The organism is Bradyrhizobium sp. DOA9, from assembly GCF_000617845.2.
In the GTDB taxonomy this organism is placed as follows: Bacteria; Pseudomonadota; Alphaproteobacteria; order Rhizobiales; family Xanthobacteraceae; genus Bradyrhizobium.
Genome location: NZ_DF820425.1, coordinates 3,300,258 through 3,313,502, shown reverse-complemented (window position 1 = coordinate 3,313,502; position 13,245 = coordinate 3,300,258). Strand labels below are relative to the sequence as shown.

General features: G+C 65.6%; 15 protein-coding genes. 9 read left to right on the top strand and 6 right to left on the bottom strand.

Annotated elements, in window-relative coordinates:
- Positions 1–12: 12 nt before the first annotated feature.
- A complete protein-coding gene (locus BDOA9_RS15470) occupies positions 13–861 on the bottom strand; it encodes a VOC family protein (RefSeq protein ID WP_025034852.1) in 849 nt (282 codons plus the stop codon).
- Between the two features lie 212 nt (positions 862–1,073).
- On the opposite strand from BDOA9_RS15470, the gene BDOA9_RS15465 reads away from it, so the two are divergent.
- Positions 1,074–1,967, top strand: a complete 894-nt coding sequence (locus BDOA9_RS15465; protein WP_025034851.1) for a sugar kinase — start codon at positions 1,074–1,076, stop codon at positions 1,965–1,967.
- Positions 1,968–1,973: 6 nt separating this feature from the next.
- Positions 1,974–2,903, top strand: coding sequence for a ribokinase (locus BDOA9_RS15460; RefSeq protein WP_025034850.1), 930 nt, complete (start codon positions 1,974–1,976; stop codon positions 2,901–2,903).
- Here BDOA9_RS15460 and BDOA9_RS15455 read toward each other — a convergent pair.
- Entirely contained in the window at positions 2,900–4,117 is a 1,218-nt protein-coding gene (locus BDOA9_RS15455) for an NAD(P)/FAD-dependent oxidoreductase (protein ID WP_025034849.1), read from the bottom strand. The two genes, BDOA9_RS15460 and BDOA9_RS15455, sit on opposite strands and share 4 nt — an antisense overlap.
- 227 nt (positions 4,118–4,344) lie before the next feature.
- Here BDOA9_RS15455 and BDOA9_RS15450 point away from each other — a divergent pair, with 227 nt between their 5' ends.
- Positions 4,345–5,139 (top strand): enoyl-CoA hydratase/isomerase family protein, encoded by a 795-nt coding sequence (locus BDOA9_RS15450; RefSeq protein ID WP_025034848.1) that lies wholly within the window; start codon positions 4,345–4,347, stop codon positions 5,137–5,139.
- Positions 5,136–5,741: a histidine phosphatase family protein gene (locus BDOA9_RS15445; RefSeq protein WP_025034847.1), complete on the top strand. Its 606-nt coding sequence runs from the start codon at positions 5,136–5,138 to the stop codon at positions 5,739–5,741. Before BDOA9_RS15450 ends, BDOA9_RS15445 begins: the two co-directional genes overlap by 4 nt.
- Before the next feature lie 119 nt (positions 5,742–5,860).
- Here the strand turns inward: BDOA9_RS15445 and BDOA9_RS15440 are convergent, their stop codons facing one another.
- The 3 genes from BDOA9_RS15440 to BDOA9_RS15430 all read right to left on the bottom strand — a co-directional run bounded on the left by BDOA9_RS15440 (position 5,861) and on the right by BDOA9_RS15430 (position 8,373).
- Complete coding sequence (locus BDOA9_RS15440; RefSeq protein ID WP_042336550.1) at positions 5,861–7,576, bottom strand: IlvD/Edd family dehydratase; 1,716 nt, start codon at positions 7,574–7,576, stop codon at positions 5,861–5,863.
- Positions 7,577–7,699: 123 nt separating this feature from the next.
- The gene (locus tag BDOA9_RS15435) at positions 7,700–8,113 is read right to left on the bottom strand and encodes a hypothetical protein (RefSeq protein WP_025034845.1); all 414 of its coding nucleotides are present in this window, start codon (positions 8,111–8,113) and stop codon (positions 7,700–7,702) included.
- A complete protein-coding gene (locus BDOA9_RS15430; protein ID WP_025034844.1) occupies positions 8,110–8,373 on the bottom strand; it encodes a GlsB/YeaQ/YmgE family stress response membrane protein in 264 nt (87 codons plus the stop codon). The genes BDOA9_RS15435 and BDOA9_RS15430 overlap by 4 nt, the downstream gene beginning before the upstream one ends.
- 193 nt (positions 8,374–8,566) lie before the next feature.
- On the opposite strand from BDOA9_RS15430, the gene BDOA9_RS15425 reads away from it, so the two are divergent.
- Positions 8,567–9,472, top strand: coding sequence for a transglutaminase family protein (locus BDOA9_RS15425; protein WP_025034843.1), 906 nt, complete (start codon positions 8,567–8,569; stop codon positions 9,470–9,472).
- Positions 9,473–9,495: 23 nt separating this feature from the next.
- A complete protein-coding gene (locus tag BDOA9_RS15420) occupies positions 9,496–10,323 on the top strand; it encodes a potassium channel family protein (protein WP_025034842.1) in 828 nt (275 codons plus the stop codon).
- Between the two features lie 84 nt (positions 10,324–10,407).
- Here the strand turns inward: BDOA9_RS15420 and BDOA9_RS15415 are convergent, their stop codons facing one another.
- A complete protein-coding gene (locus BDOA9_RS15415) occupies positions 10,408–12,201 on the bottom strand; it encodes a winged helix-turn-helix domain-containing protein (RefSeq protein ID WP_025034841.1) in 1,794 nt (597 codons plus the stop codon).
- A 173-nt stretch (positions 12,202–12,374) separates the two neighbouring features.
- Here BDOA9_RS15415 and BDOA9_RS15410 point away from each other — a divergent pair, with 173 nt between their 5' ends.
- From BDOA9_RS15410 to BDOA9_RS15400, 3 genes are read left to right on the top strand one after another with little or no spacing between them, the layout of a single operon-like run.
- The gene (locus BDOA9_RS15410; protein WP_025034840.1) at positions 12,375–12,680 is read left to right on the top strand and encodes a nickel-binding protein; all 306 of its coding nucleotides are present in this window, start codon (positions 12,375–12,377) and stop codon (positions 12,678–12,680) included.
- A gap of 53 nt (positions 12,681–12,733) precedes the next feature.
- Entirely contained in the window at positions 12,734–12,982 is a 249-nt protein-coding gene (locus tag BDOA9_RS15405) for a hypothetical protein (RefSeq protein WP_152033304.1), read from the top strand.
- A gap of 2 nt (positions 12,983–12,984) precedes the next feature.
- A complete protein-coding gene (locus BDOA9_RS15400) occupies positions 12,985–13,242 on the top strand; it encodes a hypothetical protein (RefSeq protein WP_025034838.1) in 258 nt (85 codons plus the stop codon).
- The last annotated feature ends 3 nt before the right edge of the window (positions 13,243–13,245 follow it).

Genomic DNA, 13,245 nt, shown 5'->3' with positions numbered 1-13,245 from the left:
GGAGAGACCGCCTCACTCCGCCGGCTTCGGCGAGCGCTCCAGCAGCACGGTCTGGATCCCGCAGGTGCCGCTCCGCACCGTCATGATGCGCGTGCCCGGCTTGCGGCCGGTGCGCACCTCGGAGACGTCGAGGCCGGCAGCGATCAGGCGGGCGCGGGTGGCGTCGATGTCGGCGACCCGCCAGCTCAGGCCCCAGAGCCGGTCATGCGCGGCATCGCCGCCCGCGACCGGGCGGCGCACCACCTCGACGATGAGGTCGCCGCAGCGGAAGAACATCAGCTGGCCCCAGTCATGGTGCGAGCGGTCGAGCGCGAGATCAAGGCCGAGCCGGGCGCCGTAGAGCGCGGCGGCGCGCTCGGAATCCTCCGTGGTGACGACGACGTGGTCGAGCCCCTCGATCGGCGCGATGTCGGTCGCGGCCGACTTCGGACGCTCGTCGGCCAGCTCCAGGAAGAACATGCGCACGCCGCGCGTCAGCTCGGTGGCGGCCCGCGTGCGCTTCCAGTGCAGCACGGCGCCGGTGACGGCATCGCTGCTTTCGACCTCGGCGACCGGATCAGGCCGCAGCGCCACCCGCTCCAGCCGACGGTGCATCTTGCCGATATCTGCGACACGAAAGCACAGGCTGGCGAGCATGCCCTCCTGGTCGCCGAGCAGTGCGCGCATGCGGTCGGCGGTGACGCTGAAGCCGTGAGGGGCCATCAGCTCGATGGTCATGTTGTCCAGGGTGAACAGCACCCGGTCGGCGCCCTCGCCCGAGTTCTGCCAGGCCGGCGCGCGGGCGAGCAGCGTCTGATAGGCCGCCTTGGCCACGCCGATATCGCCCACCAGAACGACGATGTGATCGAGGCCGGTGATCATTCTGCACCCTTTTGACGGACCTGGAACCCGGAGAACGAAAGACGGCGTTTGTCCGGGCTTGGCATTGGCCAGCGATGGTCGTATTCCCGGACCCTGCTGACCTCAAGCGCTCCGGGCGGCAGTTTTGCGAATAATTTCAGCGTCCCACCGGAGCGGAACCGGTGCTACAGTCATCCCGCCGGCCGGGACCACACGCGCATCACGGACAAGCAATGCAGGCTCTCTTCATCGGACAGACCTATATCGACGTCGTCTTCATCACCGACCACATGCCGACCGGCGACGAGAAGCACGTGGCGCGTGACTACGCGGTCTCCTTCGGCGGCAACGCGGTGACGGCGGCGTTCTGCTGCGCCAAGCTCGGCATCGTGCCGGACCTGATCGCGACCGCGGCCAATGACTGGCTCGGGCGCATGTTCCAGGACATGTGCGCGAAGTACGGCATCTCGCTGCATGGGCGCAAGGTCAACCAGTCCTCGCTGTCCTTCATCATGCCCAAGGACGGCAAGCGCGCCATCGTCCGCTGCCGCGACGACGAGCACATCCACCCGTTTCCGATGCTCAATCTCGGCGGCTGCCGCGCGCTGCATGTCGACGGCCACCAGCCGGATGCCGCCATCCACTACGCCAAGGTGTGCCGCGAGGCCGGCATCCTGACCTCGCTCGACGGCGGCGGCCTGCGCACCAACACCCATGAGCTGCTCGAATTCATCGACGTCGCGATCGTCGCCGAGCGCCTGTGCGAGCAGATGGATTTGACGCCGGAGAAGATGCTCGACTATCTCAAGGGCCGCGGCTGCAAGATCGGCGGCGTCACCATGGGCGAGAAGGGCCTGTTCTGGTACGACGAAACCGGGACGGTGCAGGTGATGCCGGCGATGCCGATCCCGCGCGAGCGCGTGATCGACACCAACGGCGCCGGCGACGTGTTCCACGGCGCCTATGTCTATTCCTACCTCGCCCATCCCGGCAAAAGCTGGCGCGAGCATTTCGACTTCGCGCGCGCCGCCTCGACCTACAAGATCCAGCGCCTCGGCAACGAGGCCGGCTTGCCGACGCTGGTGGATATCGCGAAGGTTCGCCACGAGTTCGAGGTCAGGGTCTAGAGCGAGATGGGGCGCGTCTTCGTCGCCGGCAGCATCAACATGGATGTGGTGGCGACGGCCGATCGCCATCCACGCATCGGCGAGACCGTCGCCGGCCGCCAGGTGCTGTATTTCCCGGGCGGCAAGGGCGCCAACCAGGCGGTGGCGGCGGCGCGGCTCGAAGCGCCGACCACGCTGATCGGCCGGGTGGGCAGGGATGCGTTCGGCTCGGAGCTGAGGGCGTTCCTCGGTGCGCAGGGCGTCGATCTCGGCTCCGTCCGCGACGCCGACACGCATTCCGGGACCGCGATCATTACGGTCGCGAAATCGGACAACACCATCGTCGTTATCCCGGGCAGCAATGCGCTGGTCGGCCCCGACGACGTCGCGGACGTTCCGCTGGCGAAGGGCGATGTTGCCGTCAGCCAGTTCGAGATCCCATTGCCGACCATTGCCGCGTTCTTTGCGCGGGCGCGCGGCGCCGGGGCGACGACGCTGCTCAATCCGGCGCCGGCGCAGAAGATGCCGGACGATCTGCTCGCGCTCGTCGATATTCTCGTTCTGAACGAGACCGAGCTAGGTTTGCTGGCCGACACCGAGCTTGCGGACAACGATCCCTATGATCGCATTGCCGATGCAGCGAGGCATATCCAGGTGAACCGTGATCAGATCATCTGCGTCACGCTGGGCAAGCGAGGCGTGATTGCACTGGTGGACGACCGGCTTTTGACTATTGAAGGCCGCAATGTGACCCCGGTGGACACGACCGGCGCGGGCGATTGTTTTGTCGGCGCGGTCGCGGCGCTACTCGCCGATGGTCAGCCGATCGAAAGCGCGCTGGGCTACGCCAATGTCGCCGCATCGGTCAGCGTGCAACGCATGGGTGCAGCACCGTCGATGCCGACGATTGCGGAAGTGTCGGCGGCGCTGCGCGCGGACCGGCTCAGCTCGAGCTAAGCCAGCGCGCCCTTCAGATCAAAACTCTCATCCGCGGCCTGCTCCGGCGTGATGGAACGGTCCATGGCCTGCAATCTCCGGCCGAACATGTGGTCGCCGGCGCGATTGATCGATTCGATGCCGAGCAGCTTGTCGCCGTGATAGCAGAACGCCGAGAACGCCTTCTTGGCGGGATCGCCGCGCAGCACGACGCGGTCGTAGCCGGTGGTCAGCCCGGCGATCTGGAGCTTGTCGTCGCCCTGGTCGCTCCAGAACCAGGGATGGCTGTCGTACGGCTTCCTGTCGCCGGTCAGCTTTGCTGCGAGGCAGCGGGCCTGATCGGTGGCGTTCTGCACCGATTCCAGCCGCAGCGAGCCGCCGAAGCGCGGGCTTGCGAACAGCGCGCAATCGCCAATCGCGGAAATGTTGGGATCAGCCGTCGCAAGATATTCGTCGACGATGATGCCGGCGGCGACCGGCAGGCCGGCTTCGGCCGCGAGCTCGATGTTCGGCAGCACACCGACGCCAACCACGACGAGGTCGGCGGGCAGATGCCGCCCGTCGCTCAAGGACACGCCGGTGACCTTGCCGCCCTCGGCCTCGATCGAGGTCGCCTGCACGCCGAGATGGATGCGGATGCCGGCCTCGCGGTGGCGGGCCTGAAAATACTCCGAGACCTCCGCCGTCACCGCTCGCGCCATCACGCGCGGGGCGAGCTCGAGCACGTCGACCTCGAGGCCCTTGATGCGCGCGGTCGCGGCGAATTCGAGGCCGATGAAGCCGGCGCCGATGATCACGGCGCGTTTCTTCGACGGCATGATCGCGCGCAGCGCCTCGCTGTCGTCGAGGATGCGCAAATATTTCACGTCAGGCAGATTGGCGTTGGGCAGATCGAGCAGCCGGTTGCGCGCGCCGGTTGCCAGCACGAGGTGGCCGTAATCCAGCGTCGCGCCGGAGGCGAGATGCACCTTGCGCGCGGCGCGGTCGATCGCGGCGGCGCGGCCGGCGATCAGCTCGATGGTCTGGTCCTGGTAAAACTTCTCGGGGCGGAACATCAGGCTGTCCGGCCCGGCCGAGCCCTTGATGTAGGCCTTCGACAGCGGCGGCCGCTGATAGGGCAGATGCGCCTCGTCGTTGATCAGGCAGATGCGCTCGGAAAAGCCGGCCTGGCGCAGCGATGCCGCGACCTGGTAGCCGCCATGGCCGGCACCGACGATGATCACCGGGCCCGTCATCGGACAGCCCATTTCCGGAAGACACGAGCCTGACCCATGCCGCCTCCTCTCTCGCTGATTTTGGTTGCTGGCCTTGCGAGGAGCCGGCGCTCGTGTCCGTCCCTTGGCGAAAGCGGCCCATTTGAGCCTATCGTTCCGCCCGGCGCAAGAGCCGCGGTGCGGGGATTGTCACCCCTCTCCTTCTGCGATTTAGTTCGAGCCTCGACCTCCTGCCGGAGAATTTTAGGATGACCGCTCCCGTCTCGAAGCCCGACGATCCCGCCCTGCTCAAGGTCGACGGCCCGATCGCGACCATCACGCTGAACCGCCCCGCCGCGTTCAACGCGATCAACCTTGCGATTGCGCAGAAGCTCGAGCAGCTCGCGGCCTACATCGAAGGCGCCGACGACATCCGCGTCGTCGTGCTCGAAGGCGAAGGCCGCGCGTTCTGCGCCGGCGGCGATCTGCAGACGATCGGGGCCGCCGCCGAAGCCGGCACGGTGACGCCGGTCGTCGGCGAGCTATTGAAGCACTATCACGCCTTCATCGAGATCATAAGGCGCATGCCGAAGATTTCGCTGTCGAGCGTGCACGGCTCGGCGGCCGGCGCCGGCATGGGCCTCGCCTTCGTCACCGACCTCTGCATCGCCGCTGACGACGCCAAGTTCACGCCGGCCTATGCCAAGATCGGGGTGTCGCCGGACGGCGGCTCGACGGTCGGCATCGTCGGCACGGTCGGCTCCCGCCGGGCGCTGCAGATCTTCCTCGCCGAGGACAATTTTACCGCACAGCAGGCCTATGAATGGGGCCTGGTCGCGAAGGTCGCTCCTGCCGCCGAGCTGAAGACCGCGACGCGACAGCTTGCCGAGCGTCTGGCGCAGAACCCGCCGGCTTCGATCGCCGGTACCAAGCAGCTGGTCTATCAGGCCGCGACCACGCCGGTGAAGCAGCAGCTCGATGCCGAGGAGCACAAGATCATCATGGCGATGAACACGGAGGCGTTCCGCACCGCCGTGAAGAAGTTCACGAGCAAGTCGAAGTGACCCCCGCGCGCAATTTCTACGGCCTCCGTCACGGCGCCACCGACTGGAATCGCAAAGGGCTGTTCCAGGGCCGCACCGACAACCCGCTGAACGAGGACGGCTTGCGGCAGGCGTATGAGGCGGCGGACGTGCTGCGCGGCGTCGGCATCAGCCGCATCGTCGCGAGCCCGCTGCTGCGGGCGGCACGTACCGCCGAGATCATCGCGGAGGCGATCTCGGTGCCGCTCGATATCGACGATCGCATCATCGAGCTCGATTTCGGCAGCTTCGAGGGCCTGCCCGTCCGCGACCTCATGATCAAGCACCGCGTCACTTCCGCGACGGGCCTCGTCTCGATCCTGCCGGCCGACGGCGAGAGCTGGTACGCCATGGCCGGACGGTCGCTGGCTTGCGTCTCCGCCTGGCTCGAGCGGCATCCCGGCGACGAGCTGCTGTTCGTCTGCCACGATGCGGTGATGCAGGCCATGGCGAACGTGCTGTGCGGCAGCTACTTCAAGAACAGCCATGGCACGCCGTTCCGCTACGTCTGCGGGGCCGGGCAATGGCAGATCGAGCATGTCGCTGCTGCGGATGGATTTAGCGCGTTACCGCCGGCGAGTTGAAGCAGCCGACCGATTCCGCAAAGTCGCTTGCATGCACCACCCACGCATGGATCGTGCGATCAACGGTTTTGGCTGCCTTATCGCGCGCTGCTTAGGCGGTCTGAGCGTCCCTCGTTCGATCAGCTCGTCTCGGCTTTCCCATTCCGCTGCATGAAGTCGAAATCGCAGCCCTCGTCGGCCTGCAGGATGGTCTCGTTGAACAGCCAGGCGTAGCCGCGCCGTGCTGTCTCCGGCGCAGCGGCCGGCTTCAGGGCGGCGCGGCGGCGGTCGAGCTCGGCGGTGTCGACCAAGAGCTCGATGCTGCGCTTGGCCACGTCGAGGCGGATCATGTCGCCGTTCTTGACCAGCGCCAGCGGACCGCCGACGGCGGATTCCGGGGTGATGTGGAGCACGATGGTGCCGAACGCGGTGCCGCTCATGCGCGCATCCGAGATGCGCACCATGTCCTTGGTGCCGCCGCGCGCGAGCTTTTTCGGGATCGGCAGATAGCCGGCCTCGGGCATGCCGGGCGCGCCCTTGGGGCCGGCATTGCGCAGCACCAGCACGTCGTCGGCGGTAACGTCGAGATCGGGGTCGTCGACCCGCACGGTCATGTCCTCGACGGATTCGAACACGACGGCGCGCCCGGTGTGCTGCAGCAGCTTCGGACTGGCGGCCGATTGCTTGATGACCGCGCCGCGCGGGGCAAGATTGCCGTGCAGGATGGCGAGGCCGCCCTCTTTCTTGATCGGATCATTGCGCGGGCGGATCGCGTCCTGGCCAGGCACGTCCTCGGCATTCGCCGCGATCTCGCGCAGCGTCTGGCCGGTGATGGTCCTGGCGTCGAGATCGACGAGATCGCCGAGCTGCGCCAGCAATTTCGGCACGCCGCCGGCGTGATGGAAGTGCTCCATATAGTGCTCGCCGGACGGCTTGAGGTCGACCAGCACCGGCACCTCGCGGCCGATCTGGTCGAAGGCTGCGAGATCGAGCCGGTGCGGCGAGCGATGCGCCATCGCGGTCAGATGGATCAGGCCGTTGGTCGAGCCGCCGATCGCCTGCAGCACGACCTGCGCGTTCTTGAATGAGGCCGGCGTCAACACGTCGCTCGGCTTCGGCCCCTTGGCCTTGGCCATCTCCGCGGCAACCTTGCCGCTGGCCTCGGCGAGACGGAAGCGCTCGGCATGCGGCGCGGGAATCGTCGCGCTCATCGGCAGCGACAGGCCCATTGCCTCGATCATGCAGGCCATGGTGGAGGCCGTGCCCATCACCATGCAGGTGCCGACCGACGGTGCGAGGCGCCCGTTCACGGCTTCGATCTCGGCATCGTCCATGTCGCCGGCGCGATATTTCGCCCAGAGACGGCGGCAGTCGGTGCAGGCGCCCAGCACCTCGCCCTTGTGATGGCCGACCACCATGGGCCCGACCGGGATGACCACGGTCGGGAGGTCGGCGCTGATCGCGGCCATCACCTGCGCCGGCAGCGTCTTGTCGCAGCCGCCGATCACGATCACCGCATCCATCGGCTGGGCGCGGATCATCTCCTCGGTGTCCATCGCCATCAGGTTGCGCAGGTACATCGAGGTCGGATGCGCAAAGCTCTCGGCGATCGAGATGGTCGGGAACACGAACGGCATCGCGCCCGACAGCATCACGCCACGCTTGGCCGCCTCGATGATCTGAGGAACGTTGCCGTGGCAGGGGTTGTAGTCGCTATAGGTATTGGTGATGCCGACGATCGGGCGCTCCAGCGCGTCGTCGGAATAGCCCATGGCCTTGATGAACGCCTTGCGCAGGAACAGCGAGAAGCCGGCATCGCCATAGCTCGTCAGACCCTTGCGCAAACCGCTCGTCATCATGCCACTCCTTCATGTTGACTATTGTGGTACAGCGCGCTCCTCGATTGTCAACAAGGCCGGCATTCGACACTCCCCGCATGTAGCTGGGCAATCGTATTTGGAGGCTGTTCCTGCGGCCACTCAGTATCGTCTCACCAGCCCGCGGTCCACGCTGACCTCGCCATAGTCGGCGCAGGCGCGTTTCCGGTTCCTGATCAAATCCGTCCGGACCCGCTTGAATGTCTTTGCGGCGGCCTCGAACACCTCTGGACGGAATTTGCCGGCATCATAAGCTTCGCCATCATAGGCCTTGATGGCCGCAGCATAGGCGTCGATCATCGCCATCGCCGCCTCGGGGCTGCCGAGCAGCCGGGCGCCGAGTTGAACGGCGCCGCTGCCATCAACCTCGTAACCGTCGCAGCGTTGCTCGAGCACCACGGATGCGGTGACGAGCTGGTCGAGGAACGTGGTTTCGGGCTCGCTGAGCGTTGCGGCTTGCGCAGGTTCCGAGAAGATCATCGCGAGCACCGCGACGGCTGACAGCGTGATTTTCAAGCGCGCCCCTGACGACCCACGACGAGGCCGTACAGAAACAGGAGGATGATGGCACCGACGACGCTTCCGATGAAGCCAGCCCCCTCTCCGAACCGATACCACCCCACAGCCTGACCGAGCCAAGTCGCGACGAAGGCACCGACAATGCCCAAGACCGTGGTCAAGATGAACCCCTTGGGCTCGGATTTGTCACCAGGCATGATGAACTTCGCGACCAAGCCAACGATGAACCCGATGATGATCGTCCACAGGATGCCCATGTCCATCGCTCCATTCGGTCCGCTTGCCACGTCAACGTCTGGGGGAATGCGTGATCGCTTGATGGGCCAGACGATCCCCGGAACGACGTTGATCTAGATCAATGGGCGGAAGCGGCCGGGCCGAAAGCTGGCGCGTGCTCATTCTCGTGCGGAAGGCGCTCAACGCTCTCCGCAGTGCAAAGCGGATCAGCGCATGGCGATTATCGGCGAGATCACGCACACGACGACCTATCGCTATGCCAAGCCCGTGACGTTCGGCACCCACCGAGCCATGTTCCTGCCGCGGCGCGGCGCCGCGACCCGGCTGCTGCGCTGGTCCGCTTCGACCAGCCTGCCATCGAAGGTGCTTTGGGTCACCGACTCCCGCTCCAATGCCGTCACGGTGATGGACTTCAGCGAACCCGCCAAGGAGCTCACCTTCACCTTCAAGGTCCGCGGCGTCTATTTCGGTATCAAGGGGCTGGAGGCATTTCCGCTGGAGCCGCGGGCCGAGGAGGTCCCCGTGCAATATACGCCGGATGAGTGGACCGACCTTGCCGGTTATCTCCGTCCGCATGCGGATGATCCGGATGGCAGCCATGCGGCGTGGACCAAGAGCTTCGTTGCCGGCGATCAGGACAGGACGGCCGACGTCCTACGGCGCATGCTGGCGGCGTTTCGCACCGAGTTCAACTATCGCAGCCGAGACGCTGAAGGCACCCAGTCGCCCAGCGAAACGCTGCGCACGAGATCTGGCACCTGCCGGGATTTCGCCTGGTTGATGATCGAGACGCTGCGCCGCCTCGGCTTTGCCGCCCGCTTCGTCAGCGGCTATCTCTACGACGCCGCGCTCGACGGTGGCGCGGTCGGCATGACCGGCTCCGGCGCGACCCACGCCTGGGTGCAGGTGTTCCTGCCCGGCGCCGGCTGGCTCGATTACGATCCCACCAACAGCCTGAGCGCCGGCTTCGATCTGATTCCGGTAGCCATTGCGCGGCATCCGGGCCAGGCCGTGCCGCTGGCCGGCTCGTGGTTCGGCGATTCCGGCGACTATCTGGGCATGTCGGTCGATGTCGCCGTCAACAAGCTCGGCGAGATGCTCGATCCTTCGGAAGGGTAAGCCGCAGGAAGCGGACGCAGGCCATGTCTCACCGCAACAACATACAGGGATATGGGCTGCTCGCCGCCTTCGCAACCCCATTCGAGACCCTGAAACACAGGATCAGGCAGCTCTACGAGGGCGACTCGTTCGGCTGCATCCGTTTTCGATACGCCCTGCTCGCGTTCGATATCGTCACGGTCCTGTTCATCATCGCGACCTCGTTCCTGCCTCGCACCAGGACCATCGAAGCGCTCGACGTCGTGTTCGGCATCGTCGTCCTCGCCGATTTCTCGGCACGGATGATCATCAGCCGGCAGCCGCTGCGTGAACTCACGCGGCTTTCAACCTGGACCGACATCGTCGTCATCATCTCATTCCTTGCACCGCTCGCCGGAGAAGCCGGCGGATTCCTGCGCGCGTTCCGCACGTTGCGATTGCTTCGCGACTACCAGATGGTAGCCCGGCTCAGGATCGATAGTGCGTTCTTCCGGCGCAACGAGGAAGTGGTGTTTGCCGTCGCCAACCTCGGCGTGTTCATTTTCGTGATGACCGGCGTCGTCTACGAGACCCAGCGCTCCCACAACCAGCAGATTGCCAATTATGCCGACGCGCTCTACTTCACGGTGACCGCGCTGACCACGACCGGCTTCGGCGACATCACCTTGCCCGGCACGGTCGGACGCCTGATCACCGTCGTCATCATGATCTTTGGTGTGACCCTGTTCCTGAATCTGGCCAAGGCCCTCCTCGCGCCTTCCAAGGTGCGTTTTCCCTGTCCGGTCTGCGCTCTGCAGCGTCATGACGTGGACGCGGTGCACTGCAAGGCCTGCGGGACGATATTGAACATTCCCGACGAGGGAATGGACTAAGCTTCGGCGCGTTTGCGCGGCGCTTTGCCTCGCCTCGCAACCGGAGCGAGGGGTCGGTGACGCTCTACGGATCACGGATCCTCGCTAAGCGGCACGTCCCGGCGCTCGCGTGTCGATCTCGCGTCGCAAAGCCGCACAGGCAGCCTCGAACTTCCGCGAGCCCAGTTCGCCGGCCACGAGCTGGGCCGCGTGAATTTCCGCTGACGCGCCGCGGACATCATCGTGCGCCAATTGCAGCTTGGCGATACGGAGCCTCAGCCTGACGGCCTGCACTCGCCCGTCGATGCTCGACCATAGCTGTCGGGCCAGGTGCAGATGCCGCAGCGCCGAGTCGTAATCATCGCGCAGATCCGCGAGAACCGCCTGCGCTTCGTTCGTCAATGCCCGGATCGAGGGCATCGGCCATCGATCCGGGCTTCCGGAAAGCTCTTCGATCAGCTCCAGGGCCTGCTCATGGCGGCCTGTATGCGCGGCCGCAAGCGCCAGATGCGCGAACAACATTCCCCGCCGCTGCAGGGTCCACCAGGTCTTTCCGATCAAGCTGCGTTCGAGACTGGTGTAGGCGGCTTCAGCCTCGCCACGTTCCAGCAAAAGCATGGCGCGGCCGGGCTCGGGGCACCAGCCGAGGGCATAGGCCTTTTCGTAGGCTTCGAGCGCGGCGTCGTCGTTGCCGATCGCAGCCTGGACGTCCCCCAGCACGCGGTTGGCATCGCCAATCGCCCAAGGCGCATCACCGGTCAGCCGCGCCAGCGAATCCTGAATGCGCGACAAGGCCTCGCCAAGCGAGCCCCTGACGCCGAGGACTTCTGACCGATGAAGCTGGCAGGAGCCGGTCAATTCCATCCCGCTCTCGGTGCAATATTTCTGATAGCCCAGCGTCCACTGGTCGGCCCTTGCCCAATCTCCGAACATCCGCGCCGCCCACAGGATGTTGCAGTAGAGGATGCCTCCGACGATCGGATCGATATCGCCGCTGGAGAGTGCCATCGCAGCAGCGAGGTCCTGATCCGCCAGTCCCGCGCGCGTATCGCCCAGACACAGCCGGTAGAACCCACGATAGGCAAGACTCAGCGCCTCGATGCCGACAGCGCCCTTGTGCCGAACCGCGGTGTACGCGGCATCAGCAAGCGAAAGTGCCTGTTCAGGCTCGCCGTCGAACGCGGCGACCTTCGATTTCATCCAGAGAGTGAGCGCAGTCGTGGCGGGATCCTCGATCTCCGAGGCCCAATCCTCGGCGCGCGCCAGCCAGCCCTTGGCCATCGCCGCCTGGCCGCGCTCGAAGTACAAGCCGGAGAGTGTGACAGCGTCGACGATGGCCGGCGGCACGTTGCCGGCCCTGGTATGGGCGGCGACCGCGCGAGCCAGGAGAGGCAGGGCCGCATCGGCCTTGCCGGTGCACTGCAAGGCCAGCGCCCATAGGTGCAGGTCGGCGCCATCGAGCGGTTGGACGGCATCGGCCGCCTCGAACAGCGCTGCGGCTTCGTCCCAGGCTTGCTCGGCTGCGGCGCTTTGCGCTCGCGCCAGCAGATCAGGAGCTTGCTCGTCCGTCGTCTCGGGAGCGGCAACCTGCGGCTGCGACACGCTGTCGATGCAGAAACGATATCCCCTGCCCGGCATGTTCCGGATGGCGCCACCCATCCCACCCTTGCGCAGGACGCCACGCAGCATGCTCACCGCCCGCTGCAAGGAATTGTCGGTGACGGTTACGTCGGGCCAGAGGGTATCGAGCAGCTCTTCCTTGGTGACGACCCGGTCCCGGTTGCGCGTCAGGTAGACCAGCAGATCGAACACGCGCGGCTGCAGCGCGACCTCCCGCTGCGCATGAGTAAGCGCGCGGCCCGCTTCGTCGAGCTCGAAGGGTCCAAACCTGAGGATCATATCGTTACGTCTGGAAGAGACGGAAAAGGTTCAGGCAAGGATCACGCAAGGATCAGGCAAGGTTCAGGCAATGATCAGGCCCCGGTCAGGACGATCAGTGCCGGCGGCGCCTATAGCTCCTCACGGCCGACGGTCACGACCGACCGGCAGCATCAACCCCGAGGAGACGCCCTATGGAACTCTACGTCATTCGCCGCCCAAGCGCCTGGGCAAACCTGAGCGAACTGGAAGCCGCGGGCGCGAAGTCCGCGCGGATCGGCAACGAGCAGATGTCCGACCGCGTTCGCTGGATCCGCAGCTATGTGGTCCACGAGGCCGACGGCCGCATCGGCACCTTCTGCATCTACGAAGCGCGCGACGGAGAGTCGATCCGCGAGCATGCACGGCGCGTCGGCATGCCGGGCGAGGAATTCTACAAGGTCGCCACGACCGTGGTCGTTCGCAGCGATCCGACGCCGCAAACGGCCGCCGCCGAATAGCCGATCAACGCGGGCGGCGTCTTCAACTCGATATTCCATGAAAGGATATGGAAATGTCCATTCAGTCTCAGGCGCCGCCCGCACTGAGCCCCTCGCAGCGATATCTCGCCGGCATCCTGCTGCGGCTTCGCCGGCTGATCAATCAGTCTGTCGCCAGCATGCTGGCGAACCGCGAGAAGGCGGCAATGCAGTTCGCGAAGGGGTGCGGCGACACCAGGGCCGACGGTGGCGATACAGCGCGAGACGCGCGTCACCATCGGACGATTTGCATTCCCGGCAACAGTTTCAATTCGAGGAAATAGTCATGAATTCATTCTTCCAATCCGACGCTTCCGAAGCCAGGACCTCCGATTTCAAGAATTTCAGGCGCGGAAATTTCAAGTCCAGAACCGCCGCGCTGGCGATCGGGACCATCGGTGCCGTCATGATGTCGCTCGTCCTGGCTTCGGCTGCAACGACGCTGGGCGATGATCGCACCGATGGCGTGCGCGGCGGCGCAGCGGCCCAGAAAAGCCCGGGCAAATGCAAGGCCGCGAAGGTTCCAGCCGCCTTTGCAACGTGACGA